General features: G+C 59.7%; 36 protein-coding genes. 2 read left to right on the top strand and 34 right to left on the bottom strand.

What is annotated here, in order from left to right:
• Positions 1–2: 2 nt before the first annotated feature.
• Positions 3–2,213: a cytochrome c biogenesis protein ResB gene (locus tag CI15_RS13020; RefSeq protein WP_062128349.1), complete on the bottom strand. Its 2,211-nt coding sequence runs from the start codon at positions 2,211–2,213 to the stop codon at positions 3–5.
• Between the two features lie 118 nt (positions 2,214–2,331).
• Complete coding sequence (locus CI15_RS13015; protein ID WP_062128347.1) at positions 2,332–2,985, bottom strand: c-type cytochrome; 654 nt, start codon at positions 2,983–2,985, stop codon at positions 2,332–2,334.
• Positions 2,986–3,205: 220 nt separating this feature from the next.
• Between CI15_RS13015 and yihA the strand changes: the two genes are divergently transcribed.
• Together yihA and hemB are read left to right on the top strand one after the other, a co-directional pair.
• Entirely contained in the window at positions 3,206–3,868 is a 663-nt protein-coding gene (yihA, locus tag CI15_RS13010; protein WP_062128345.1) for a ribosome biogenesis GTP-binding protein YihA/YsxC, read from the top strand.
• Between the two features lie 273 nt (positions 3,869–4,141).
• The gene (hemB, locus tag CI15_RS13005; RefSeq protein WP_062128343.1) at positions 4,142–5,140 is read left to right on the top strand and encodes a porphobilinogen synthase; all 999 of its coding nucleotides are present in this window, start codon (positions 4,142–4,144) and stop codon (positions 5,138–5,140) included.
• A 126-nt stretch (positions 5,141–5,266) separates the two neighbouring features.
• Here hemB and dsbD read toward each other — a convergent pair whose 3' ends face one another.
• From dsbD to CI15_RS35300, 32 genes are all read right to left on the bottom strand, one after another.
• Complete coding sequence (gene dsbD, locus CI15_RS13000; protein WP_062128341.1) at positions 5,267–7,147, bottom strand: protein-disulfide reductase DsbD; 1,881 nt, start codon at positions 7,145–7,147, stop codon at positions 5,267–5,269.
• Entirely contained in the window at positions 7,140–7,451 is a 312-nt protein-coding gene (gene cutA / locus CI15_RS12995; protein WP_420915858.1) for a divalent-cation tolerance protein CutA, read from the bottom strand. The genes dsbD and cutA overlap by 8 nt, the downstream gene beginning before the upstream one ends.
• Positions 7,452–7,663: 212 nt before the next feature.
• The gene (rplQ, locus tag CI15_RS12990; RefSeq protein WP_008923330.1) at positions 7,664–8,056 is read right to left on the bottom strand and encodes a 50S ribosomal protein L17; all 393 of its coding nucleotides are present in this window, start codon (positions 8,054–8,056) and stop codon (positions 7,664–7,666) included.
• Positions 8,057–8,247: 191 nt separating this feature from the next.
• Positions 8,248–9,225 (bottom strand): DNA-directed RNA polymerase subunit alpha, encoded by a 978-nt coding sequence (locus tag CI15_RS12985; protein ID WP_007730697.1) that lies wholly within the window; start codon positions 9,223–9,225, stop codon positions 8,248–8,250.
• A gap of 124 nt (positions 9,226–9,349) precedes the next feature.
• Complete coding sequence (gene rpsD / locus CI15_RS12980) at positions 9,350–9,973, bottom strand: 30S ribosomal protein S4 (protein WP_062128339.1); 624 nt, start codon at positions 9,971–9,973, stop codon at positions 9,350–9,352.
• A 145-nt stretch (positions 9,974–10,118) separates the two neighbouring features.
• A complete protein-coding gene (gene rpsK / locus CI15_RS12975; protein WP_006052224.1) occupies positions 10,119–10,523 on the bottom strand; it encodes a 30S ribosomal protein S11 in 405 nt (134 codons plus the stop codon).
• A 28-nt stretch (positions 10,524–10,551) separates the two neighbouring features.
• Complete coding sequence (gene rpsM, locus CI15_RS12970) at positions 10,552–10,917, bottom strand: 30S ribosomal protein S13 (protein WP_013589830.1); 366 nt, start codon at positions 10,915–10,917, stop codon at positions 10,552–10,554.
• Positions 10,918–10,958: 41 nt separating this feature from the next.
• Entirely contained in the window at positions 10,959–11,075 is a 117-nt protein-coding gene (gene rpmJ / locus CI15_RS35305) for a 50S ribosomal protein L36 (protein ID WP_004199844.1), read from the bottom strand.
• Between the two features lie 20 nt (positions 11,076–11,095).
• Positions 11,096–11,314, bottom strand: a complete 219-nt coding sequence (infA, locus tag CI15_RS12965; protein WP_004521905.1) for a translation initiation factor IF-1 — start codon at positions 11,312–11,314, stop codon at positions 11,096–11,098.
• Between the two features lie 8 nt (positions 11,315–11,322).
• Entirely contained in the window at positions 11,323–12,669 is a 1,347-nt protein-coding gene (secY, locus tag CI15_RS12960) for a preprotein translocase subunit SecY (RefSeq protein ID WP_008923333.1), read from the bottom strand.
• A 46-nt stretch (positions 12,670–12,715) separates the two neighbouring features.
• Positions 12,716–13,150, bottom strand: coding sequence for a 50S ribosomal protein L15 (gene rplO / locus CI15_RS12955; RefSeq protein WP_062128337.1), 435 nt, complete (start codon positions 13,148–13,150; stop codon positions 12,716–12,718).
• Between the two features lie 29 nt (positions 13,151–13,179).
• Positions 13,180–13,362, bottom strand: a complete 183-nt coding sequence (gene rpmD, locus CI15_RS12950; RefSeq protein WP_062128570.1) for a 50S ribosomal protein L30 — start codon at positions 13,360–13,362, stop codon at positions 13,180–13,182.
• Positions 13,363–13,373: 11 nt separating this feature from the next.
• The gene (gene rpsE, locus CI15_RS12945) at positions 13,374–13,892 is read right to left on the bottom strand and encodes a 30S ribosomal protein S5 (protein WP_004197945.1); all 519 of its coding nucleotides are present in this window, start codon (positions 13,890–13,892) and stop codon (positions 13,374–13,376) included.
• Positions 13,893–13,906: 14 nt separating this feature from the next.
• Positions 13,907–14,272, bottom strand: a complete 366-nt coding sequence (gene rplR / locus CI15_RS12940) for a 50S ribosomal protein L18 (protein WP_008923336.1) — start codon at positions 14,270–14,272, stop codon at positions 13,907–13,909.
• Between the two features lie 12 nt (positions 14,273–14,284).
• The gene (gene rplF, locus CI15_RS12935) at positions 14,285–14,815 is read right to left on the bottom strand and encodes a 50S ribosomal protein L6 (RefSeq protein WP_062128335.1); all 531 of its coding nucleotides are present in this window, start codon (positions 14,813–14,815) and stop codon (positions 14,285–14,287) included.
• 18 nt (positions 14,816–14,833) lie between these two features.
• Positions 14,834–15,229, bottom strand: coding sequence for a 30S ribosomal protein S8 (rpsH, locus tag CI15_RS12930; RefSeq protein WP_006052216.1), 396 nt, complete (start codon positions 15,227–15,229; stop codon positions 14,834–14,836).
• A 14-nt stretch (positions 15,230–15,243) separates the two neighbouring features.
• The gene (gene rpsN, locus CI15_RS12925; protein ID WP_006052215.1) at positions 15,244–15,549 is read right to left on the bottom strand and encodes a 30S ribosomal protein S14; all 306 of its coding nucleotides are present in this window, start codon (positions 15,547–15,549) and stop codon (positions 15,244–15,246) included.
• Positions 15,550–15,556: 7 nt separating this feature from the next.
• Positions 15,557–16,096 (bottom strand): 50S ribosomal protein L5, encoded by a 540-nt coding sequence (rplE, locus tag CI15_RS12920; RefSeq protein ID WP_008923339.1) that lies wholly within the window; start codon positions 16,094–16,096, stop codon positions 15,557–15,559.
• Positions 16,097–16,112: 16 nt separating this feature from the next.
• Positions 16,113–16,421: a 50S ribosomal protein L24 gene (rplX, locus tag CI15_RS12915; RefSeq protein WP_062128333.1), complete on the bottom strand. Its 309-nt coding sequence runs from the start codon at positions 16,419–16,421 to the stop codon at positions 16,113–16,115.
• A gap of 9 nt (positions 16,422–16,430) precedes the next feature.
• Positions 16,431–16,799 (bottom strand): 50S ribosomal protein L14, encoded by a 369-nt coding sequence (gene rplN, locus CI15_RS12910; RefSeq protein WP_006998478.1) that lies wholly within the window; start codon positions 16,797–16,799, stop codon positions 16,431–16,433.
• Between the two features lie 290 nt (positions 16,800–17,089).
• Entirely contained in the window at positions 17,090–17,362 is a 273-nt protein-coding gene (rpsQ, locus tag CI15_RS12905; RefSeq protein WP_007180129.1) for a 30S ribosomal protein S17, read from the bottom strand.
• Complete coding sequence (gene rpmC, locus CI15_RS12900; protein WP_007180130.1) at positions 17,359–17,553, bottom strand: 50S ribosomal protein L29; 195 nt, start codon at positions 17,551–17,553, stop codon at positions 17,359–17,361. The genes rpsQ and rpmC overlap by 4 nt, the downstream gene beginning before the upstream one ends.
• A gap of 10 nt (positions 17,554–17,563) precedes the next feature.
• Positions 17,564–17,980, bottom strand: a complete 417-nt coding sequence (gene rplP / locus CI15_RS12895) for a 50S ribosomal protein L16 (RefSeq protein ID WP_008923342.1) — start codon at positions 17,978–17,980, stop codon at positions 17,564–17,566.
• Positions 17,981–17,982: 2 nt separating this feature from the next.
• The gene (rpsC, locus tag CI15_RS12890; protein WP_012434570.1) at positions 17,983–18,789 is read right to left on the bottom strand and encodes a 30S ribosomal protein S3; all 807 of its coding nucleotides are present in this window, start codon (positions 18,787–18,789) and stop codon (positions 17,983–17,985) included.
• A gap of 11 nt (positions 18,790–18,800) precedes the next feature.
• On the bottom strand, positions 18,801–19,130 hold the full coding sequence (rplV, locus tag CI15_RS12885; protein ID WP_004199272.1) for a 50S ribosomal protein L22: 330 nt from the start codon (positions 19,128–19,130) through the stop codon (positions 18,801–18,803).
• A 12-nt stretch (positions 19,131–19,142) separates the two neighbouring features.
• Positions 19,143–19,418, bottom strand: a complete 276-nt coding sequence (rpsS, locus tag CI15_RS12880; RefSeq protein ID WP_006998484.1) for a 30S ribosomal protein S19 — start codon at positions 19,416–19,418, stop codon at positions 19,143–19,145.
• A gap of 10 nt (positions 19,419–19,428) precedes the next feature.
• Entirely contained in the window at positions 19,429–20,256 is an 828-nt protein-coding gene (gene rplB, locus CI15_RS12875) for a 50S ribosomal protein L2 (protein WP_013589834.1), read from the bottom strand.
• Between the two features lie 2 nt (positions 20,257–20,258).
• Positions 20,259–20,573, bottom strand: coding sequence for a 50S ribosomal protein L23 (rplW, locus tag CI15_RS12870; RefSeq protein WP_062128331.1), 315 nt, complete (start codon positions 20,571–20,573; stop codon positions 20,259–20,261).
• Positions 20,570–21,190, bottom strand: a complete 621-nt coding sequence (gene rplD, locus CI15_RS12865; RefSeq protein ID WP_007180136.1) for a 50S ribosomal protein L4 — start codon at positions 21,188–21,190, stop codon at positions 20,570–20,572. The genes rplW and rplD overlap by 4 nt, the downstream gene beginning before the upstream one ends.
• Positions 21,190–21,849, bottom strand: a complete 660-nt coding sequence (gene rplC / locus CI15_RS12860) for a 50S ribosomal protein L3 (protein WP_062128568.1) — start codon at positions 21,847–21,849, stop codon at positions 21,190–21,192. The genes rplD and rplC overlap by 1 nt, the downstream gene beginning before the upstream one ends.
• 201 nt (positions 21,850–22,050) lie before the next feature.
• Positions 22,051–22,362, bottom strand: a complete 312-nt coding sequence (rpsJ, locus tag CI15_RS12855; RefSeq protein ID WP_017777154.1) for a 30S ribosomal protein S10 — start codon at positions 22,360–22,362, stop codon at positions 22,051–22,053.
• 127 nt (positions 22,363–22,489) lie between these two features.
• Positions 22,490–22,628 (bottom strand): EF-Tu C-terminal domain-related protein (locus CI15_RS35300; protein WP_082549441.1); only part of this gene is annotated, 139 nt, incomplete at its 5' end.

The following is a 22,628-nucleotide window of genomic DNA, read 5'->3' as shown; positions in this document are numbered from 1 at the left end:
TCTTACCGGGTCGAATCCTTTGAGCTTGCCGACGAGGCGGCGGCCTGAGCGGCCGGGCTGGCATCGGCTGCTTCGATGAGTTGTGCGCCCAGTGCGGCGCTGACGGCGTCGCGCGTCTGGACGAACTCCTTCTCGAAGTCTAGCGTCTTGCGCGCGCTCGACATCGCCATCACGACGCTCGTGCCGTGGTCCGAATCCTTGAGCCAGAACCACAGACGCCGTTCGCGGACGTAGAACATCGAAAAGATGCCCAATACGAGAAGCAGGCTGCCAAGATACACGACTTTTTTGCCCGGTGCGCGCGTCAACTGAAATACCGAAGCTTGCACCTGCTTGAATGAGTCAAGCTGCAAAAAGACCGGCGATCCATACAAAAAGCTGTCAGATATCGCATTGAGCGAACTCTGGATGAAGCGGCTCGTGTCCGCGTCGGCCGGCGCGGCGGGCTCGCCGAGTTGCTGGCGCGACAGTTGCCACAAATCCCACGTCACGCCTTCGAGCATGCGCAACAGCAGGCCCGCGGCCTTTTCCTGCTCGCCTTTCGGTACCGAGCGGTCAATGAAACCAGCGATCGCCTGGAAGCCGCCCAGGGTTTCGCCATTCGGCATCTTCATACTGCCGTCAGCGCCAGAGAAAAGGGTCAGCACGCGCAACGCGCTTTCCTCCAGATGCTGCTGCAACTCCGCATTCGAGCCCGGCACCGAACGTTGCGCGAACTGATGAGCGGCGATGGCGCGTTGGCTCGGATCTTCGAGCGTCGCGCGCAGGTGCATCCACTCCTTGAGCGTGCCGCCGCTGTCGGCGGGAATGCGCAGGTAGCGGAACGGATCGTCTGGATTCACGCGCATGCCGGCGAGGAACATCTTCTCGCCGTTCACATCGACCGGCAGCATGTAATTGTTGTACTCGCGCGCCTGGCCGTCCTTGTCCCGAATCTTGTACTGCACCGATGGGCCGACGTTGTGCAGATCGAGCGGCTTCGAGGACTTCGCGCCGGAGCCGAGGCGCTCGTCGAAGGCTTCCTTCAGCGAGTGCTGCGCGACGACGCCGCGCGCATCGTTCTGGCCATTGCCGTTCGAGATGTTCTCGACGTTGATCGCGCGAAAGTCGGTGAATTCGACGGTCTTGCCGTCGGCGAGCGGCGTGGCCGGGTTCAACGGCGCGCTGCCGCCGATCGTGCCGCCGAACGGCACGGTCTTCGCGCTCGGGCCGGACATCGGGTACGCCGTCATCTGCATCTGCGAGCCGCCGTCCTGGAAGCTCGACTGGTAGATCGACACGCCGTCGTATTCGAACGGCTTGTTGACTTCGACGCGCGCCGGCACGCGCGCGCCGGTCTTGTGATCGACTACGACGATGTCACTCGCGAACAGCTTCGGCATGCCGGTCGAGTAGTAGTCGACGATGAACTTGTTCAGCTCGATCGAAAACGGCAGGTCCTGGATCAGCGAGCCGTCCGGCTGGTTGAGGATCGCCGTCGACACCCGCTGCCCTTCCGGCACCCACGCGTAGCCGCGGAACGTCGGGTTCGACTGCGACAGGCGATGTTCGGGCGGAATGTCGTTGATGACCGTGTTCGAGCGGATCGGCGACTTGTCGAACAGCCACATCTGCAGCTTGATCGGCAGATTGCTGTCGAGCAGGCCGCCTAGGCAGATCACGACGATCGCGATGTGCGCGGAGATGTAGCCGAACTTCGTCAGCGCGCCGCGCTTCGCGGCGATCAGCGTCGCGCCGTCCGACTCGCGTGTGACGAACTTGTAGCCGAGCTTCGCCGACAGTTTGGCGAGCACGGCGGTGGTCTGCGCGCGCGTGCCGTGAACCGCGAACTCGCCCTTGTGATGGAACGCGCGCAGACTGCCTTCACGAACCTTGTCCTTCCAGCTCTTGGCGTCGGCGACCATCTTCGGCGCATTGCGGATCACGCACAGCGACACCGACACCATCAGGAAGCCGAGAATCAGCATGAACCACCACGAGCTGTACACCGTGTAGAGGCTCAGCGCGCGGAAGATGTCCGCCCAGAACGGGCCGAACTGATTGACGTAGTTGGGATACGGATCGTCCTGCGTGAGGACGGTACCGATGATGCTGGCGATCGACAGAATCACGAGCAGCGCAATGGCGAAACGCATCGAGCTCAGAAGCTCGATGATGCTGCGCATGACGCGATTGCCCGACTTCGACTGCAGACCCGACGTGGTGACGCTCATTCAAACTCCGACTGAACAGCAAAAAAGGGTGAAGGGCTGTCGTTGCCACGACACCCTCACCCTTTTCTTGTTTTTCACCGGCCTCGTCGGGCCGGTTGGATTCGCGCGTGCGAGCCGTTTAATGCAGGCCCGCGATGTAGTCGGCAACAGCCTTGATCTCGTTGTCCGACAGACGCGATGCTATCGCATGCATCGCGTCGTTGTTATTACGAGCGCCCGGCCCTTGCGTGAACGCGGCCAACTGCGTCACCGAGTACTCGGCCCACTGTCCCGACAGGCGCGGATACTGGATCGGAATGCCCTGGCCCGTAGGCCCGTGGCATGCCGCACAGGCCGGCACGCCGCGGTCGGCAATCCCACCACGATAGATCTGCTGCCCCACCGCGACGGTGTTCTTGTTATGCGCATAGCCTGGCTTGGGCGTTTGCGTCGAGAAATAAGCCGCAACGTTGATCATGTCCTGATCGGAAAGCGCGGCCGCCATGCCCGCCATGATCGCATTGTTGCGCGCGGGTTGTTTGGCGCCAGGTTGCGTCTTGAAATCTCTGAGCTGCTTGACGAGATACTCAGGATGCTGGCCCGCCAGCTTCGGGTATGCGCCGCCGGCACTGTTGCCATCCGCTCCGTGACACGACGCGCACACCTGTAACGCGATTGCCTGCCCCCGATTGATGTCCGGCTTTGCCGGATCTGCTGCTCGTGCCTGAATTGCCAAACCTGAAAGACCTGCCGCTACATGAAGCACCATCAGAGTCTTGCACAGTCGATTCATTCGCACACCCTGTCTCGTCTTGTGGGATTTTAGAGGTTCTGCAAAGTACGACGACGGCGACCGAGTGACCGCCAGGAGCCCCCAAGGCACGTGGGGCGGCCCCCTCAGGTATTCAGTAAACCGTCGTATTGTACAATAACTCGCTAATCGCTTAGACGCCAGTCGGGCTTGACCCCGTTCCCGCCGCGGGCTCCGCGGCTTCTCCAATCTGGCTTCCACCATGCCCTTCCTGCTCCACGAATCCCGCTTTTTCACCACCGTCAATCATCTGCGTGACCTGCCGGCCAACGCGCAGCCCGAGATCGCTTTCGCGGGACGCTCGAACGCGGGCAAATCGACGGCGATCAATGTGCTCTGCAATCAGAGGCGACTTGCGTTCGCGAGTAAGACGCCAGGCCGAACGCAGCACATCAACTATTTCTCGGTTGGCAAGGCAGATGAGCCGACGGCCTATCTGGTCGACCTGCCGGGATACGGCTATGCGGAAGTGCCTGGCGCGGCGAAAGCGCACTGGGAAGCGCTGCTGTCCACGTATCTGCAAACGCGCTCGCAACTGCGCGGCATGATCCTGATGATGGATTCGCGCCGCCCGCTGACGGAGCTCGATCGACGCATGATCGAGTGGTTCGCGCCGACCGGTAAGCCAATCCACACGCTGCTCACCAAATGCGACAAATTGACGCGCCAGGAAAGCACGAACGCGTTGCGTACCGCGCAGAAGGGTCTGGCCGAATATCGAGCCGCGGGCTATCGAGGCGAGCTGACTGCGCAGCTATTTTCCGCACTCAAGAGAACGGGGCTCGACGAGGCGCACGAACTGATCGAGAGCTGGTTGATCCCGGCCTCAGCGGACGAAACAGGCGAAACGCCGCCAGCCGCGTGATGCATACCGGTATCGGCTCCTGCAGCGCGTGAATCGCCTGTAAGAGCCGCGTCAAAGCACGTTTGCCGCCGCCCATAAAAAAACCCGCCGCTTGAACGGCGGGTCAAACAGCCTAATCGAAAAACGACAGGCACCCGCTCAGGGAGGAGAAGCGGGGAGGTCAGCGCAAGGCGCCTTGCTCGATCGGTATGATATACCATTGTCTCGAAAAGTTTCCGGGAGGGGGCCAGGCGCGATTTGTCCACTCCACCCATCCACGATCTTCGATTCGCTATGAGCTTCTACCCGCACCACCGTCCGCGCCGCATGCGGCGTGACGACTTCTCGCGTCGCATGATGCGGGAAAACATCCTCACCACCAACGACCTGATTTACCCCGTATTCATCGTCGAAGGCACTAACGTGCGGCAAGCCGTGCCGTCGATGCCGGGCGTCGAGCGCGTGTCGGTCGATCTGCTGATGGGCGTCGCCGAGCAATGCGTCGAGCTGGGCGTGCCGGTTCTGTCGCTATTCCCCGCGATCGAGTCCTCGCTGAAAAGCCCCGAAGGCCGCGAAGCGGCCAACCCCGCGGGCCTGATCCCGCGCGCGGTGCGCGAGCTGAAGAAAAACTTCCCCGAACTTGGCGTGCTGACGGACGTCGCGCTCGATCCGTACACGAGCCATGGTCAGGACGGCGTGCTCGACGAAGCCGGCTACGTGATCAACGACGAAACCGTCGAAATTCTCGTGGAGCAGGCGCGCGTGCAGGCGGAAGCCGGCGTCGACATCGTCGCGCCGTCGGACATGATGGACGGCCGCATCGGCGCGATCCGCGAGATGCTCGAGAGCGAGGACCATATACACACGCGCATCATGGCGTACGCGGCGAAGTACGCATCGGCGTTCTATGGCCCGTTTCGCGATGCCGTTGGTTCCGCGACGAACCTCGGCAAGAGCAACAAGATGACCTACCAGATGGACCCGGCCAATTCGAATGAGGCGCTGCGCGAAGTGCAGGCCGACATCAACGAAGGCGCGGATATGGTGATGGTCAAGCCGGGCATGCCGTATCTCGACATCGTGCGGCGCGTAAAGGACGAGTTCCAGTTCCCCACCTACGTGTATCAGGTGAGCGGCGAATACGCGATGCTGAAGGCGGCCGCGCAAAACGGCTGGCTCGATCACGACAAGGTCATGATGGAATCGCTGCTCGCGTTCAAGCGCGCCGGCGCAGACGGCGTGCTGACGTATTTCGCGCTCGATGCCGCGCGGATTCTGCGCTCGCAGAAGTGAGCCGGCGCGCGATCTGGCGCGCATCTGTTGAAATAAAAAACGGAGGTGAACCCTTGGGGGTTCCCTCCGTTTTTTAATACTGACTATTTTCCCCGCTGCTTTTTGGTGGCATACCGCGTCGTTCAATCACACCCCCGACGAGCTCGCCCGATCCAAGGTACGCAGGAACTTGTCTGCTGATTCGTAGCCGACCACCCGCAGCACTTCTTTACCACCCTGATCGAAGAAAATAATTCCCGGCGGCCCGAACAGGTTGAAGCGCTTGAGCAACGCCTGGTCGTCGGTATTGTTCGCTGTGACGTCGGCGCGCAGAAGATTCATCTGCTTCAGCTTCGCCTGAACGCGCGGGTCGCTAAAGGTAAATTTCTCCATTTCCTTACAGCTCACACACCAGTCCGCGTAAAAATCTAGCATGGCGGGCTGTGCGGCCGTTTTGACGGCCTGGTCGAGTTGATCCGACGAGCGCACCGGGGCGAACGTCAAATCACTTTGCGAGCCCGTTGCGGCCGCGCTGGAGCCAATATTCGCGACGCCAGCCTGATTGCCGGCGCGCGCCGCCAGCACGGCTAGCGGCCGCAGTGGATCCGACGATCCCGCCGCGAGGCCAACTAGAAGCGCCGCCGCCCAGACCGCCATCACGACACCGGCCGCCCGGCCGAACCGGCGCCATATCGTGCCGCCTGCAACCGACCTGGAAAACAGGCCGAGCGCGACCGCGGCGATCAGTAGCCAGAGGGCGCTCAACAGCATCGACGCGGCCCCGCCGAGTACCGGCCAGACGATCCATAGCGCAGCGGCAAGCAGCACGACACCGAAGAACACTTTGACGCTGTCCATCCACTTGCCCGCGCGCGGCAATAGCGTGCCCGCGCCGAGGCCGATGATAAGCAGCGGCACGCCGAGGCCGATGCCCATCGAGAACAGCGCCACGCCGCCGAGCACGGCATTGCCGGTATGCGCGATGAAAGCGAGCACCGCAAAGAGTGGCGCGGTCATGCATGCACCGACCACCAGCGCCGACAACGCGCCCATCACGGCGACCGCAGTAAATTTGCCGCCCGAACGTGGCGCTGACGCGCTCGACATCCGATCGCGCCAGCGCGCCGGAAGCTCGATATCCATGCCGGCGATCAGCAAGAGCGCGAAAATTGTCAGAAACCCACCGAACGCGCCGAGCACCCACGGATTTTGCAGCCACGCACCGAGACTCTGTCCGACGAGTGCCGCCGCGACGCCCAGCACCGTGTACACGAGCGCCATCCCGATTACATACGCGAGTGACAGCGCGAAACCACGCCCACGCGTCACGCGGGCGCCCTCGCCGATGATGATCGCCGACAGGATCGGGATCATCGGATACGAGCACGGCAGCAAGCTCAAAATTGCACCCGCGACGAAATAAAGCCCGACGATCGCAAAGAAGCCGCCACGCTGCAGCAGCGACTGCGCGTAGTCGGCGCTGGTCGCGCGTTCGTACCAGGGCTCGTCGTCGGTTGGGGCGGGTTGTTGCGCGGTTGGGCCCGCTGCCGCGGTGCCCGCCGGCTGCAGCGCCTCACCGCTGACGTGATACACGCGCTCCATCGGCGGATAGCAGATGCCGGCATCGGCGCAGCCCTGCGACGTCACCGCAAGATCGAACGGTCCGGCAGCCTGCTTGACCGGAATCCGAATCGTCAGTTCGTTGCGATACGTCTCGACATTCTTGTTGAACGTCTGATCGAACTTCACGTGGCCGCCGGGCAGTTGCGGCTGGCCGAGCGTCGCACCGCCGTTGCGGGTCGCAAATGCGAAGCGCTCGCGGTACATGTAGTAGCCGTCCGCGATCTTGTACCTTACGACGACTTCACCGGGCTGCTCGGTCGCGCTGAACCTGAACGCGACGGCCGGGTCGAGAAAGTCGTCCGCGGCGCGCGCGAGCGAACCGAATTGCGCGAGGATCACGCAACAGAAAAGAAAGATTGCCGTGCGCAGCGCAGCGTGCGCGCGTCGGTCGAGACCGTTAAACATGAAGAGGGCGTTGGGTTTCAGCGGTGATCCACTGGCCATAGCCGGCGGAAGCCGTCGCTTGCCATGAGAGGATTTCCGGCGTGTCGTAGGGATGGTGAGCCTGAATGTACTGCTCGAGTTCGAGGGCCCGAGCGGCACTGGTCTTGAACAGCAGCTGGATTTCCCGCGCGGTTTCGATCGCGCCCTGCCAGTGATAGCTCGACTGCACGCTGCCTAGCTGCGTGACGCACGCACAAAGGCGCGCGGCGAGCGCGTCAGCGGCGAGTTGTTGAGCGACGACAGCATCGGGCACCGTCGTCAGCATCAAGATTACGTTCACACTCACACAAAGCTCCGGCGACACAGGATTTCGATCCCGATATCGTATCACCAGGCCCTGTCGCCCCGCAGAGCGCCACGCGGTGCGGCTGCGGCATTTGGCCGCTAAACGCCGCCTTTACCGAACAGGTGAAAAATCCACCGCCGGAAACAAAAAAGCCAGGCAATGCGCCTGGCTTTTTGTTGAAGCTCAAAAGCTTACTCAGCTTCTTGCACTTCCGTTTCTTCAACTTCCGGACGGTCGAGCAGTTCGACCAGTGCCATCGGAGCATTGTCGCCGACGCGGAAGCCGAACTTCAGCACGCGCAGGTAGCCGCCCGGACGGGTTGCGTAGCGCGGGCCGAGCACTTCGAACAGCTTCGTGACCGAGTCACGATCGCGCAGGCGATTGAAAGCCAGACGGCGGTTTGCCAGCGACGGCTTCTTGCCGAGCGTGATCAGCGGCTCGACGACTTTACGGAGTTCCTTCGCCTTCGGCAGCGTGGTCTTGATGACTTCGTGCTCGATCAGCGAGTTGGACATGTTACGGAGCATTGCCAGACGGTGGCTGCTCGTGCGGTTCAGTTTCCGCAGACCATGACGGTGACGCATGTTAATTCCTTCAGTTCAAAGTTTTGGTCCAGCTCTTCTATCGCACTCGTTGTTCCGCGTTGACGGCAAACACCGAGCGCACGGGCCGGTAGTGAAAAAAGACAAGACGCGGATTTTAAAGGAAAATCCGCGTCTTAGCCAGTACAGTACAGCCGTACAACTCGCGGGTGATACCCGGACGGCTTCTCGGCTTACTTGTCGAGACCAGCCGGCGGCCAGTTTTCGAGTTTCATGCCGAGCGTCAGACCACGCGACGCCAGAACTTCCTTGATCTCGTTCAGCGACTTGCGGCCCAGATTCGGTGTCTTGAGCAGCTCGTTCTCCGTGCGCTGGATCAGGTCGCCGATATAGTAGATGTTCTCGGCCTTCAGGCAGTTCGCGGAACGAACCGTCAGTTCGAGATCATCGACCGGACGCAGCAGGATCGGATCGATCTGCGGTGCGCGCGACGGCGCTTCCGCCGCTGCTTCGGTACCTTCCAGAGCCGCGAACACCGACAGCTGGTCGACCAGAATGCGAGCCGATTGACGGATCGCTTCTTCCGGCGAAATCACACCGTTGGTTTCGATGTTCATCACGAGCTTGTCGAGGTCGGTACGCTGCTCGACGCGAGCGCTTTCGACTGCGTAGCTGACGCGACGAACCGGCGAGAACGATGCGTCAAGCACGATACGCCCGATGATCTTGGCCGACTCTTCACCGTAACGACGAACATTGCCCGGCACATAGCCGCGGCCCTTCTCGACCTTGATCTGCACGTCGAGCTTACCGCCCTTCGACAGGTGTGCAATCACGTGATCCGGGTTGATGACTTCGCAATCGTGTGCGAGTTCGATATCCCCGGCGGTGACCACGCCTTCGCCTTCCTTGCGCAGCGTAACCGTCACTTCGTCACGGTTATGCAGCTTGAAGACGACACCCTTCAGGTTCAACAACAGGTTGACCACATCCTCTTGCACACCGTCGAGCGTCGAATACTCATGCACGACGCCTGCGATCGTCACTTCGGTCGGCGCATAGCCCACCATCGACGACAACAGCACACGCCGAAGCGCGTTACCCAAGGTGTGGCCGTAACCGCGTTCAAACGGTTCCATGACCACTTTCGCGTGGCTTTCACCAAGCGATTCAACTGCGATGATCTTGGGCTTCAACAAACTGGTTTGCATAGGTTTTCCTTTTCAATACCCTCGGCTCGTTACACCGATAAGGCTGACCGGTAACAACCTGAAAATAAACAGCCGAGACGCCCCCTTGCGCAACGCAATCGGGGCGCCCCGGCCGTCAATTCGATTACCGCGAATACAATTCGACGATCAGGCTTTCGTTGATGTCGCCAGCGATGTCGCTGCGCTCCGGCTTCTGCTTGAAAGTACCTTCGAACTTCTTCGCATCGACAGCGACCCAGCTCGGCATGCCGCCTTGTTCAGCGAGCGAAAGGGCTTCGACGATACGAGCCTGCTTGCGCTTCTGCTCGCGCACGGCGACGACATCGCCAGCCTTCACTTGCATCGACGGGATGTTCGTCACGACGCCGTTCACCGTGATTGCCTTATGGCCCACAAGCTGACGTGCCTCAGCGCGCGTCGAGCCGAAGCCCATGCGATACACGACGTTGTCGAGACGCGACTCGAGCAGTTGCAGCAGGTTTTCACCCGTGTTGCCCTTCAGTCGGTCTGCTTCAGCGAAGTAGCGGCGGAACTGGCGCTCGAGGACACCGTAGATGCGCTTCACTTTTTGCTTCTCGCGCAGCTGCGTGCCGTAGTCGGACGTACGTGCGCCCGAGGTACGGCCGTGCTGGCCGGGCTTGCTATCAAGCTTGCACTTGTCAGCGAGCGAGCGACGGGCGCTCTTCAGGAAGAGATCAGTGCCTTCACGGCGGGACAGCTTGGCCTTGGGGCCGATATAACGTGCCACGTTGATTCCTTTGATATATCACGCGAATGCTACTGCTCGCGCTAGTTCGAACCCTTTGGGTCGAACGGTGGACTTAGTCAATTCAATAACGAGCGCGAGCCCGCTGCCGCGCAAAGCGGCAACAGGCGCTCGCAAAACCAGCGTCTTAGATACGACGACGCTTCGGCGGACGGCAGCCGTTGTGCGGGACCGGCGTCACGTCGGAGATCGCGGTGATCTTGATGCCAAGACCATGCAGCGCGCGCACCGCCGATTCGCGGCCAGGACCGGGGCCCTTGATCCGCACTTCGAGGTTCTTCACGCCGTATTCCATTGCCACACGGCCAGCCGATTCAGCTGCGACCTGAGCTGCAAACGGGGTCGACTTACGCGAACCCTTGAAGCCCTGACCACCCGACGTTGCCCAGGCAAGCGCGTTGCCTTGACGATCGGTGATCGTGATGATGGTGTTGTTGAACGACGCGTGAACGTGAACCACGCCCTCGGCGACGTTCTTCTTGACCTTCTTGCGAACGCGTTGCGCCGCGGAGTTGTTCGAAGCCTTAGCCATTACGTTTTCCTGTAACTGTCAGTTCCGCTTACTTCTTCAGCGATTGCGCTGCACGACGCGGACCCTTGCGCGTACGGGCATTCGTACGCGTACGCTGGCCGCGCAGGGGAAGACCCTTACGATGCCGCACGCCACGATAGCAGCCGAGATCCATCAGGCGCTTGATGTTCATCGTCGTTTCACGGCGAAGATCGCCTTCAACGATGAACTTGCCGACTTCTTCACGCAGCTTTTCGAGGTCTGCGTCAGTCAGGTCTTTGACCTTCTTCGAAAATGCCACACCAGCAGCGACGCAAATGTCGCGCGAGCGCGTGCGACCGACACCATAGATAGCCGTCAGGCCGATTTCGGTGTGCTGGTGATTCGGGATGTTAACCCCTGCGATACGAGCCATTGTTTTTCCTCAAACAAAAAGCGCAAGCAAAAGCGCGGCGTTCAGCCTTGACGCTGTTTGTGGCGCGGATCAGAGCTGCAAATCACGCGCACAACGCCTTTGCGCTTGATAATCTTGCAATTGCGGCAAATGCGCTTAACCGATGCCATCACTTTCATGATATTACCCTTTTTTCAAATCACTTCGCCCGGAACACGATCCGCGCACGCGACAGATCGTAAGGCGTCAATTCAACCGTCACCTTGTCGCCCGGCAGAATCCGGATGTAGTGCATCCGCATCTTGCCGGATATGTGTCCCAACACGACATGGCCGTTTTCCAGCTTCACCCTGAAGGTAGCATTTGGCAGGTTCTCAATTACTTCCCCCTGCATCTGGATAACATCGTCTTTGGCCATAAGTCCTTTCAACGCATCGGGACGCCGCCGCCTTTGAAATTAGCTTTCTTCAGCAGCGATTCATACTGTTGCGACATAACGTACGACTGCACCTGCGCCATGAAATCCATTGTGACGACGACAATGATCAGCAGCGACGTTCCACCAAAATAAAACGGCACGTTCCAGCGCAGCACCAGAAATTCGGGCAGCAGGCAAACGAACACGATGTAGATCGCACCGGCCAGCGTCAGACGCGTGAGGATGCGGTCGATATATCGCGCCGTCTGATCGCCCGGGCGGATGCCAGGGACGAAAGCGCCACTCTTTTTCAGGTTGTCGGCCGTTTCCCTGCTGTTAAACACCAGTGCGGTGTAGAAGAAGCAGAAGAAGACGATCGCCAACGCGTACAGCAACACGTACACGGGCTGACCGGGCTTCAGGGCTTCGGCCACGTTGTGCAACGTGTCTGCGAACCAGCTGGTACGCGAACCCGAACTGAACCAGTTCAGGATTGTTGCCGGGAAGAGAATGATCGACGACGCGAAGATCGGCGGAATCACACCCGACATGTTCAGCTTCAGCGGCAAATGCGAAGACTGGCCGCCGTAAATCTTGTTGCCCACCTGCCGCTTTGCGTAGTTCACAAGAATCTTGCGCTGGCCGCGTTCGATGAACACCACCAGATACGTCACAGCAGCAATCAGCGCGACGACGATAATCGCCGAGATGATGCTCATCGAGCCGGTTCGCACCAGTTCAAAGAGACCACCGATTGCGTTCGGGAAACCCGCCGCAATACCGCCGAAGATGATGATCGAGATACCGTTGCCAAGCCCGCGCTCCGTGATCTGCTCACCCAGCCACATCAGGAACATCGTGCCGGTCACCAGCGTCACGACCGTCGTCAAACGGAACACCATCCCCGGATCGATCACAAGGCCCGGCTGATTTTCCAGCGCGACGGCAATACCGAACGCCTGGAACGTCGCCAGGACAACCGTGAAGACCCGCGTGTACTGCGTAATCTTCCGTTGACCTGCCTGCCCTTCCTTTTTCAGCGCTTCGAGCTGCGGCGAGACAATTGCCAGCAACTGCATGATGATCGACGCCGAGATGTACGGCATGATCCCCAGCGCGAAAATCGTGAACCGCGAAAGTGCGCCACCCGAGAACATGTTAAACATGCCAAGGATGCCGCCCGACTGGCTTTGGAACAACTTCGCCAGCTGGTCCGGGTCGATACCCGGCACCGGAATATGCGCGCCGATTCGGTAGACGACCAGCGCCAGCAGCAGAAACACTGCCCGCCGACGCAGATCGCCAAACTTCGCCGCGCTGCGACCGGGTTTTGCGAGACTCGGGCTGTTAGCCAAGTACCTTCTCCGATGCAAATGCTAGTGACGGCAAATAACTCGCGCGTTACTCGGCAAAAGAGCCACCGGCTGCTTCGATAGCAGCGCGTGCGCCCTTCGTCGCACCCAGACCCTTCACAACGACCTTGCGCTTGAGCTCGCCCGTTGCGATGATCTTGGCGCTACGGATCAGCTCGCCGACCAGGCCGGCTTGCTTGAGTGCCAACAGATCGATTTCGTCGACCGGCAGCTTCTCAATATCCGAGAGACGCACTTCCCCAACGAATTCCTTCGTCAGCGAGGTGAAGCCACGCTTCGGCAGGCGACGCTGCAGCGGCATTTGACCGCCTTCGAAGCCAACCTTGTGAAAGCCGCCCGAACGCGACTTCTGACCCTTGTGACCACGGCCAGCGGTTTTGCCGAGGCCGGAACCGATGCCGCGACCAACGCGACGCTTCGCGTGCTTCGCGCCTTCAGCCGGCTTCAGGTTATTCAATTCCATTATCAACTCCTTGAGTCCTGGTCAGCCGCTTAGCTGATGACCTTAACGAGGTACGAAACCTTGTTGATCATGCCGCGCACCGCCGGCGTGTCCTGCAACTCGCTAACCGAATTGAGTCGGCGCAGGCCCAAGCCACGCACCGTTGCACGGTGCGATTCACGGGTGCCGATCAGGCTCTTGACGAGCTGGATCTTGACAGTTTTATCAGACATGGTGTCCACCTTTAGCCCAGAATTTCTTCGACGGACTTGCCCCGCTTCGCAGCGATGTCGGCCGGCGTGGACTGCTTGCGCAGGCCGTCGAGCGTCGCACGAACGAGGTTGTACGGGTTCGTCGAACCGTGGCTCTTGGCCACGACGTTCTGCACGCCCATCACGTCGAACACTGCGCGCATCGGGCCACCAGCGATCACGCCGGTACCGTCCTTCGCCGGAGCGAGGAGAACCGTCGACGCGCCGTGCTTACCGTGCACTTCGTGTTGCAGGGTACCGTTCTTCAACGGCACCTTGAACATGTTGCGGCGAGCCTGTTCCATCGCCTTCTGGACAGCGACCGGCACTTCCTTCGCCTTGCCCTTGCCCATACCGACGCGGCCATCACCGTCGCCAACCACGGTCAGTGCAGCGAAGCCGAGAATACGGCCACCCTTCACGACCTTGGTCACGCGGTTGACCGAGATCATCTTTTCACGAAGGCCGTCGTCGCGTTCGTCAGCCTGAACTTTAGCTTGCATCTTTGCCATGACGAATTCTTCCCTTAGAACTTGAGTCCGGCTTCGCGCGCCGCATCAGCCAGCGCTTTCACGCGGCCGTGGTAACGGAAACCCGAACGGTCGAAGGCGACGGATTCGATGCCGGCAGCCTTAGCCTTTTCTGCAATGCGCTTGCCGATCAGGGTCGCAGCAGCAACGTTGCCACCCTTGCCCGACTGATCGGCCAATTGCGCACGCACTTCGGCTTCGAGCGTCGACGCGCTGGCGAGCACCTTGGTGCCGCACGGCGAGAACACTTGCGCATAGATGTGCGTGTTCGTGCGATGCACGGCGAGACGCGCGACCTGCAGCTCAGCGATCTTGATACGCGTCTGACGAGCGCGGCGCAGGCGAGATTGAGTCTTATCCATGATTGCGCACCCTTACTTCTTCTTCGTTTCTTTGAGGATCACAACCTCATCGGCGTAACGCACGCCCTTGCCCTTGTAGGGCTCCGGCGGGCGGTAGCCGCGCACTTCTGCCGCGACTTGACCGACTTGTTGCTTGTTGATCCCCTTGATCACGATTTCGGTTTGCGACGGGGTTTCTGCCTTGACGCCATTCGGCATCTGGTGCACCACCGGGTGCGAGAAACCCAGCGACAGGTTCAGCTTGTCGCCTTGCGCTTGTGCGCGATAACCGACGCCAACCAGCGTCAGCTTGCGCTCGAAACCCTTCGTCACGCCGTGCACCATGTTCGCAACCAGTGCGCGCATCGTGCCTGACATCGCATTCGCTTCGCGGCTTTCGTCGACCGGCTCGAACTTCAGCGTGCCGTTGTCGTTCACCACCTTCACGAGGCTGTTGGCAGCCTGCGAAATCGTACCCAGCGGACCCTTGACAGTGATGCTGTCGGCGCTCAGGGCCACTTCCGCGCCTTGCAGCACGATCGGGCTCTTACCTACTCGAGACATGTTTCTCTCCTTTCGGCCTTAAGCGACGTAGCAGATGACTTCGCCGCCAACGCCCGTTGCACGTGCCTTGCGGTCCGTCATCACGCCCTTCGGCGTCGACACGATTGCCACGCCCAGGCCATTCATGACCACGGGGATGTCGTTACGGCCGCGGTACACACGCAGACCAGGTTTCGAGACGCGTTCGATGCGCTCGATGACCGGACGGCCAGCGTAATACTTCAACACGATGTTCAATTCCGACTTCGCACCTTCGGACTTCACTGCGAAATCGTCGATATAACCTTCGTCCTTCAGGACCTGCGCAATCGCAACCTTGACTTTCGACGAGGGCATAGTCACCGAAACCTTCTCTACCATCTGCGCATTGCGGATGCGAGTCAGCATATCGGCGATAGGATCACTCATGCTCATTTATGTTTCTCCTATTACCAGCTCGCCTTGGTCAGGCCAGGGATCTCGCCGCGGAACGCGATTTCACGAATCTTGTTACGCGCCAGCCCGAATTTACGGAACGTGCCGCGCGGACGACCGGTAATTGCACAGCGGTTGCGCTTACGGGTCGGATTGGAGTTGCGCGGCAGTTGTTGCAGTTCCAGACGTGCGGCGTAGTGCTCTTCGTCCGACTTGCTCATATCGCCAATGATCGCCTTCAACTCCGCACGCTTGGGAGCGTACTTAGCAGCGAGGCGAGCACGCTTCTTTTCACGTTCGATCAGTGCCAGTTTAGCCACGGTAACCTCAGTTTCTGAACGGGAACTTGAAGCTGGCGAGCAGAGCCTTTGCTTCGTCGTCAGTCTTCGCAGTCGTCGTGATGCTGATGTTCAGCCCACGCAACGCGTCGATCTTGTCGTAGTCGATTTCGGGGAAAATGATCTGCTCTTTCACACCGATGTTGTAGTTGCCGCGGCCATCGAACGCCTTGCCCGAGACGCCACGGAAGTCGCGCACACGGGGGAGCGCAACCGTAACGAAACGGTCGAGGAATTCGTACATTGCCTGACCACGCAGCGTGACCATTGCACCGATCGGATAGCCCTGACGGATCTTGAAGCCAGCGATTGCCTTGCGTGCCTTCGTGATCACCGGCTTCTGACCTGCGATCTTCGTCAGATCGCCAACAGCGTTTTCGATGATCTTCTTGTCAGCGACGGCTTCGCCAAGGCCCATGTTCAGGGTGATCTTGGTGATGCGCGGCACTTCCATCACGGACTTGTAACCGAACTTCTCGATGAGGCCGGGTACAACCTTCTCTTTGTAAAACTCTTGCAAACGTGCCATTTTTTACTCCGCAGCGTCAGGCGCTCAGCACGGCACCGGTCGTCTTCAGGAAACGGACCTTCTTGTCCCCTTCGACCTTGATGCCTACACGCGATGGCTTGCCATTCGCGTCCACCAATGCGACGTTCGAAATTTGCAGCGGCATCGTCTTGGCTTCCACGCCGCCCGTCGTACCCTTCATCGGGTTCGGCTTGACGTGCTTCTTGACGAGATTGATGCCCTCGACAGAAACTGTCTCGCCGTGAACGGCCAGCACTACGCCACGCTTGCCCTTATCTTTGCCGGTGATGACGATAACTTCGTCACCCTTGCGAATCTTGTTCATCGCGACTCCTTACAGCACTTCAGGCGCCAGCGAAACGATCTTCATAAATCGTTCGCTACGCAACTCGCGCGTGACAGGCCCGAAAATACGGGTGCCGATCGGTTCGAGCTTGGTGTTGAGCAACACAGCTGCGTTGCCGTCGAACTTGATCAGCGAGCCGTCCTGACGGCGCACGCCCTTGGCGGTGCGAACCACCACGGCGTTGTAAATTTCGCCTTTCTTCACGCGCCCGCGCGGCGTTGCCTCTTTGACAGTCACCTTGATGATGTCGCCAATGCTGGCATAACGACGCTTCGAGCCGCCGAGCACCTTGATGCACATGACTTCACGTGCACCCGTGTTGTCGGCCACTTCAAGCCGAGTTTCGGTCTGGATCATGGTTTATCTTTCCCAACTTAATCCGGTCACACCACCATGGTGCTTCCCGGTCAGTCTTGGTCCCGTCAGCCGATCGGCTGCTTGGGTTAGAACAGCAGCGACGGCAAACGAAACCCGCCATCGCAATCCGGTGAATCCTTCGGAACAGGCTGGCGCCCGAACCGCTTCCCCCACCAACTTCGCCCGCGACGGGGCTCCCATAAAGAGGGAAGACCGAAATTATATCAAATAATCTCGGTCTTGCAAGCGAAACTTACTGCGATTTCAACTACTTCTACAGCTTTGCGACATTAGATGACGCGAGCAGCCTCGACCAGGCGAGCCACAACCCAAGCCTTCGTCTTCGAAATCGGACGAGTTTCCTGGATTTCAACGAGGTCACCCTCGTTGTACGTGTTCGCATCATCATGCGCGTGATACTTCTTCGAACGCACGACATACTTGCCGTAGATCGGGTGCTTCACGCGGTGCTCGACCAGCACGGTAACCGTCTTGTCCATCTTGTTGCTGACGACCTTGCCGACCAGCGTCCGCTTGAGCGAGGTTTTTACGCTATCGTTCATTTCTGGTTCGCCTTCTCAGTCAGGACGGTCCGCACACGTGCGATGTCGCGACGGACCTTCTTCAGCTGGCTCGTGTTCGTGAGCTGCTGGGTCGCGAGTTGCATGCGCAGGCCGAATTGCGCCTTCAACAGGTCCGACAGCTCCTTGTTGAGCGCGGCCTGATCTTTCTGGTGAAGCTCGGAAGCCTTCATCATTTGCTCCTTAGGCGCCGAGCTGACGCACGATAAACGTCGTCTTCAGCGGCAGCTTCGCTGCAGCCAGACGGAACGCTTCGCGAGCCAGTTCTTCGGTTACGCCGTCCATTTCGTACAGCATCTTGCCCGGTTGAATCTCAGCGACGTAGTACTCCGGGTTACCCTTACCGTTACCCATACGCACTTCAGCCGGCTTGGTCGAGATCGGCTTGTCCGGGAAGATCCGGATCCAGATGCGGCCACCGCGCTTGATGTGACGCGTCATAGCACGACGCGCCGCTTCAATCTGGCGCGCGGTCAGACGGCCACGACCGACAGCCTTCAGGCCGAACTCACCGAACGACACCGCGTTGCCGCGGGTAGCAACGCCGGTGTTACGACCTTTCTGCTCTTTGCGATACTTTCTGCGTTTCGGTTGCAGCATCGTTATTCTCCAGTCTTCCCGTCGCCGCCGGCGCCGCCAGCACGACGAGGAGCGCCACGGCGTGCACCTGCCGGGCCACCACCTTCACCATCACGACGGGGACGGCGATCGCCACCCGGACGTGCGTTGCGGCGCGGACGCTTTTCTTCGGCGACTTCTTCGACCACCGGTGCGTCGTTGCGGCCGAGCGTGTCGCCCTTGTAGACCCACACCTTCACGCCGATGATGCCGTACGTCGTCTTTGCTTCGGACGTTGCGTAGTCGATATCAGCACGCAGCGTATGAAGCGGCACGCGACCTTCGCGATACCATTCCGTACGAGCGATTTCGATACCGTTCAGACGGCCCGCGCTCATGATCTTGATGCCTTGAGCACCCAGACGCATCGCGTTCTGCATCGCACGCTTCATCGCGCGGCGGAACATGATCCGGCGCTCGAGCTGTTGCGTAATCGAATCAGCGATCAGTTGCGCGTCGGTTTCCGGCTTGCGGATTTCTTCGATGTTGACGTGAACCGGAACGCCCATGCGCTTTTGCAGCTCGGACTTCAGCAGTTCGATGTCTTCGCCCTTCTTGCCGATCACGACACCCGGACGCGAGCTGAAAATCGTGATGCGTGCGTTCTTTGCAGGACGCTCGATCACAACGCGGCCGACGGACGCGTTCTTCAGCTTCTTCTTCAGGTATTCACGAACACCGATGTCTTCCTGCAACATCGCCGCGAAATTGTTGTTGTTCGCGTACCAACGCGAAGCCCAATTGCGGCTGACGGCCAAACGGAAGCCAGTCGGATGAATTTTCTGTCCCATCGTATGACCCCTTAATTCCCGACCGTCACAGTGATGTGACAGGATTGCTTCTCGATGCGGTTACCGCGGCCTTTAGCGCGCGCGGTAAAACGCTTCAGCGACGCTGCCTTGTCGACGTAGATGCTCTTGATCTTGAGCTCGTCGATATCGGCACCTTCGTTGTGCTCCGCATTCGCGATCGCCGACAGCACGACCTTTTTCACGATTCCCGCAGCCTTCTTCGGCGAGAACGTCAGAACGTTCAGTGCCTTGTCGACCGGCAAACCGCGGATCTGGTCAGCCACAAGGCGCGTTTTCTGCGCCGAGATGCGGGCACCGCGATGAATTGCTTTCACTTCCATCTTGATAGCCCCTTATTTCTTGGCCTTCTTGTCGGCCGCGTGACCCTTGAACGTACGGGTCAGTGCGAACTCGCCAAGCTTGTGGCCGACCATGTTTTCCGTGACATACACCGGAACGTGTTGACGCCCGTTGTGAACGGCGATCGTCAAGCCGATGAAGTCCGGCAGGATCGTCGAGCGACGCGACCAGGTCTTGATCGGTTTCTTGTCACGCGATGCTGCAGCCGCCTCAACCTTCTTCAGCAAATGGGCGTCGCAGAACGGACCTTTCTTAATAGAACGTGCCATTGCCTACTCCTTAACGCTTGTGACGGCGCTGGACGATCATGCTCGTCGTGCGCTTGTTGCTGCGGGTGCGATAGCCCTTCGCCGGCGTGCCCCACGGGCTCACCGGATCGCGGCCAGCCGCAGTCTTGCCTTCGCCACCACCGTGCGGGTGGTCAACCGGGTTCATTGCAACGCCACGCACCGTCGGGCGGATACCGCGCCAGCGGTTCGCGCCGGCCTTACCGATTTGACGGAGGCTGTGCTCTTCGTTGCCCACTTCACCGATCGTCGCGCGGCATTCAACGTGCACGCGGCGGATTTCGCCCGAACGCAGACGAACCTGTGCGTAGATGCCTTCGCGAGCCAACAGCATGGCCGACGTACCAGCCGAACGCGCCATTTGCGCGCCCTTGCCCGGCAGCATTTCGATGCAGTGAATCGTCGTACCGACCGGAATGTTACGGATCGGCAGCGTGTTACCTGCGCGGATCGGCGCTTCCGAACCCGACATCAGTTGCTGACCGACGGTGACACCCTTCGGCGCGATGATGTAGCGGCGCTCGCCGTCTGCGTACAGAACCAGCGCGATGTTCGCGCTACGGTTCGGGTCGTACTCGAGACGCTCGACCTTTGCCGGAATACCATCCTTTGTACGACGGAAGTCGACGACACGATAGTGATGCTTGTGACCACCACCCTTGTGACGCGTGGTGATGTGACCGTTGTTGTTACGGCCGGCGGTCGACGACTGCGTGTCGAGCAGTGCCGCGAACGGCTTGCCCTTATGCAGTTCTTTGTTGACCACCTTGACCATCGCGCGGCGGCCCGGCGAAGTCGGCTTAACTTTCACGATTGCCATGATTACTTGGCCTCCGCTTCAAAGTTGATTTCCTGGCCGGGCTTCAGGCAGACGTACGCCTTCTTCACGTCCTTGCGCTTGCCCATGAAGCGACCAAAGCGCTTGGCTTTGCCCTTCGCGACCAGCACGTTGACGGAATTGACTTCCACCTTGAACAGCAGCTCGACTGCAGCTTTCACTTCCTGCTTCGTGGCATCCGGCGCGACTTCGAACACAACCTGCTCGTTCTTGTCGGCAACCAGCGTCGCCTTTTCGGAGACCACCGGCGCGAGCAGAACCTGCATCAAACGATGATCGTTCTTGCGAATCTCGCTCATGACAGCAACTCCTCGATCTGGGCGACCGCAGCCTTCGTGATCAGGATCTTCTTGAAGTAGATCAGCGACAGCGGGTCGGCGTAACGCGGCTCGACAACCGCCACGTGGGCGAGGTTGCGCGACGCGAGGTACAGGTTTTCGTCAACCGTGTCAGTAATCACCAGCACGGAGTCGAGACCCATCGCCTTGAATTTTTCGGCCAGCAGCTTCGTCTTCGGCGCTTCGAGCGTCAGCTCGTCGACCACCGAGATGCGGCCTTCGCGGGCCAGCTGCGAGAAGATCGAGCAGAGACCTGCGCGATGCATCTTCTTGTTGACCTTGTGCGAAAAGTTTTCTTCCGGCGAATTCGGGAAGATCCGGCCACCGCCGCGCCACAGCGGGCTCGACGACATACCGGCACGGGCACGACCTGTACCCTTTTGGCGCCACGGCTTCTTGGTCGTGTGCTTGACCTGCTCACGATCCTTCTGCGCGCGGTTGCCGCTACGGGCGTTCGCCTGGTACGCAACCACCACCTGGTGAATCAGGGCTTCGTTGTAATCGCGGCCGAACACGACGTCCGACGCGCTAACGCCTGCACCTTCCTGACCATTGGCATTCAGGAGCTTAAGTTCCATTATTTCGCTCCTTTCACGGCGCGCGTCTTCACGGCCGGCGTAACGAATACCTTGCCACCCTTCGCACCCGGCACCGCACCCTTGACCAGCAGCAACTTGCGGTCAGCGTCGATACGAGCGATTTCGAGGTTTTGCACCGTTACCTTCTCGTCACCCATGTGACCGGTCATGCGCTTACCCGGGAAAACACGACCCGGATCCTGCGCCATACCGATCGAGCCCGGCACATTGTGCGAGCGCGAGTTACCGTGCGACGCACGGCCAGACGCGAAGTTGTAACGCTTGATGGTACCGGCGTAGCCCTTACCGATCGACACGCCTTGCACGTCGACCTTCTGGCCCACTTCGAACAGCTCGGGACCAACCACGGTGCCATTCGACAGCTCGGCAGCCTTAGCGGCATCGATCTGGAATTCTTTGAGGATTTCACCGGCCTGAACACCGGCTTTGGCGAGATGACCTGCCAACGGCTTCGTCACGCGCGATGCACGGCGCGTACCGAAGGTAACCTGCACGGCCGTGTAGCCGTCGGTTTCCACAGTCTTGATCTGCGTCACACGGTTGTCGGACACGTCCAGCACGGTGACGGGAATCGAATCCCCTTCAGCCGTGAAGATACGGGTCATGCCAACCTTGCGACCTACGAGTCCAAGGCTCATCGTTTTCTCCATTCCCGACTGCGATTGGTCGGGGCTAATTTACAAAATGCCGGCGCCGTTTCGGGCATGAATTCATGCTGCAGCACGCCGACTTTTTTGCGCAAATGCGCGAAAAGCCCACTATTATAGCGAGGCCTTTCGTTTTCCGCAAGCAATCAATGACTTAGCTCCGTCCGACTTGCCGGACAAGGGCTGAAAGCCTTACTGCAGCTTGATTTCAACGTCCACACCGGCCGGCAGATCCAGCTTCATCAGCGCGTCGACGGTCTTGTCCGTCGGGTCGACGATGTCCATCAGACGCAGATGCGTACGGATTTCGAGCTGGTCACGCGACGTTTTGTTGACGTGCGGCGAACGCAGGATGTCGAAACGTTGAATGCGGGTCGGCAGGGGCACCGGACCACGAACGATTGCGCCAGTCCGCTTTGCCGTGTCGACAATTTCAGCTGCCGATTGATCGATCAGGCGATAGTCGAAAGCCTTCAGGCGAATGCGGATTTTCTGGTTCTGCATGACAAATTCCTTGAAAAGAGCGAGGCGATATTGCATCGCCGATTAGAAAAAGAACGTAGGTCCGGGCGCTCGCGGAGAGCGAGTGCCCGAACCCGGGCACTGCATACTGCTACAGCAATCCTCGATTTTACTCGATGATCTTGGCGACGACACCAGCGCCGACGGTACGGCCACCTTCGCGAATTGCGAAACGCAGGCCTTCTTCCATCGCGATCGGGTTGATCAGCTTCACCGTGATCGACACGTTGTCGCCCGGCATCACCATT

Source organism: Paraburkholderia monticola (assembly GCF_001580545.1).
Classification (GTDB): Bacteria; Pseudomonadota; Gammaproteobacteria; order Burkholderiales; family Burkholderiaceae; genus Paraburkholderia; species Paraburkholderia monticola.
This window is presented reverse-complemented; position numbering and strand designations above follow the sequence as displayed.

Coding starts and splice junctions, on each gene's coding strand:
- CI15_RS13020 (WP_062128349.1), bottom strand. CDS start 2,213: ATGAGCGTCACCACGTCGGGTCTGCAGTCGAAGTCGGGCAATCGCGTC.
- CI15_RS13015 (WP_062128347.1), bottom strand. CDS start 2,985: ATGAATCGACTGTGCAAGACTCTGATGGTGCTTCATGTAGCGGCAGGT.
- yihA (WP_062128345.1), top strand. CDS start 3,206: ATGCCCTTCCTGCTCCACGAATCCCGCTTTTTCACCACCGTCAATCAT.
- hemB (WP_062128343.1), top strand. CDS start 4,142: ATGAGCTTCTACCCGCACCACCGTCCGCGCCGCATGCGGCGTGACGAC.
- dsbD (WP_062128341.1), bottom strand. CDS start 7,147: ATGTTTAACGGTCTCGACCGACGCGCGCACGCTGCGCTGCGCACGGCA.
- cutA (WP_420915858.1), bottom strand. CDS start 7,451: ATGCTGACGACGGTGCCCGATGCTGTCGTCGCTCAACAACTCGCCGCT.
- rplQ (WP_008923330.1), bottom strand. CDS start 8,056: ATGCGTCACCGTCATGGTCTGCGGAAACTGAACCGCACGAGCAGCCAC.
- CI15_RS12985 (WP_007730697.1), bottom strand. CDS start 9,225: ATGCAAACCAGTTTGTTGAAGCCCAAGATCATCGCAGTTGAATCGCTT.
- rpsK (WP_006052224.1), bottom strand. CDS start 10,523: ATGGCTAAGGCTTCGAACAACTCCGCGGCGCAACGCGTTCGCAAGAAG.
- rpsM (WP_013589830.1), bottom strand. CDS start 10,917: ATGGCTCGTATCGCAGGGGTTAACATCCCGAATCACCAGCACACCGAA.
- rpmJ (WP_004199844.1), bottom strand. CDS start 11,075: ATGAAAGTGATGGCATCGGTTAAGCGCATTTGCCGCAATTGCAAGATT.
- infA (WP_004521905.1), bottom strand. CDS start 11,314: ATGGCCAAAGACGATGTTATCCAGATGCAGGGGGAAGTAATTGAGAAC.
- rplO (WP_062128337.1), bottom strand. CDS start 13,150: ATGGAATTGAATAACCTGAAGCCGGCTGAAGGCGCGAAGCACGCGAAG.
- rpmD (WP_062128570.1), bottom strand. CDS start 13,362: ATGTCTGATAAAACTGTCAAGATCCAGCTCGTCAAGAGCCTGATCGGC.
- rpsE (WP_004197945.1), bottom strand. CDS start 13,892: ATGGCAAAGATGCAAGCTAAAGTTCAGGCTGACGAACGCGACGACGGC.
- rplR (WP_008923336.1), bottom strand. CDS start 14,272: ATGGATAAGACTCAATCTCGCCTGCGCCGCGCTCGTCAGACGCGTATC.
- rplF (WP_062128335.1), bottom strand. CDS start 14,815: ATGTCTCGAGTAGGTAAGAGCCCGATCGTGCTGCAAGGCGCGGAAGTG.
- rpsH (WP_006052216.1), bottom strand. CDS start 15,229: ATGAGCATGAGTGATCCTATCGCCGATATGCTGACTCGCATCCGCAAT.
- rplE (WP_008923339.1), bottom strand. CDS start 16,096: ATGGCACGTTTGCAAGAGTTTTACAAAGAGAAGGTTGTACCCGGCCTC.
- rplX (WP_062128333.1), bottom strand. CDS start 16,421: ATGAACAAGATTCGCAAGGGTGACGAAGTTATCGTCATCACCGGCAAA.
- rplN (WP_006998478.1), bottom strand. CDS start 16,799: ATGATCCAGACCGAAACTCGGCTTGAAGTGGCCGACAACACGGGTGCA.
- rpsQ (WP_007180129.1), bottom strand. CDS start 17,362: ATGAACGATAGCGTAAAAACCTCGCTCAAGCGGACGCTGGTCGGCAAG.
- rpmC (WP_007180130.1), bottom strand. CDS start 17,553: ATGAAGGCTTCCGAGCTTCACCAGAAAGATCAGGCCGCGCTCAACAAG.
- rplP (WP_008923342.1), bottom strand. CDS start 17,980: ATGCTGCAACCGAAACGCAGAAAGTATCGCAAAGAGCAGAAAGGTCGT.
- rpsC (WP_012434570.1), bottom strand. CDS start 18,789: ATGGGACAGAAAATTCATCCGACTGGCTTCCGTTTGGCCGTCAGCCGC.
- rplV (WP_004199272.1), bottom strand. CDS start 19,130: ATGGAAGTGAAAGCAATTCATCGCGGTGCCCGCATCTCGGCGCAGAAA.
- rpsS (WP_006998484.1), bottom strand. CDS start 19,418: ATGGCACGTTCTATTAAGAAAGGTCCGTTCTGCGACGCCCATTTGCTG.
- rplB (WP_013589834.1), bottom strand. CDS start 20,256: ATGGCAATCGTGAAAGTTAAGCCGACTTCGCCGGGCCGCCGCGCGATG.
- rplW (WP_062128331.1), bottom strand. CDS start 20,573: ATGAGCGAGATTCGCAAGAACGATCATCGTTTGATGCAGGTTCTGCTC.
- rplD (WP_007180136.1), bottom strand. CDS start 21,190: ATGGAACTTAAGCTCCTGAATGCCAATGGTCAGGAAGGTGCAGGCGTT.
- rplC (WP_062128568.1), bottom strand. CDS start 21,849: ATGAGCCTTGGACTCGTAGGTCGCAAGGTTGGCATGACCCGTATCTTC.
- rpsJ (WP_017777154.1), bottom strand. CDS start 22,362: ATGCAGAACCAGAAAATCCGCATTCGCCTGAAGGCTTTCGACTATCGC.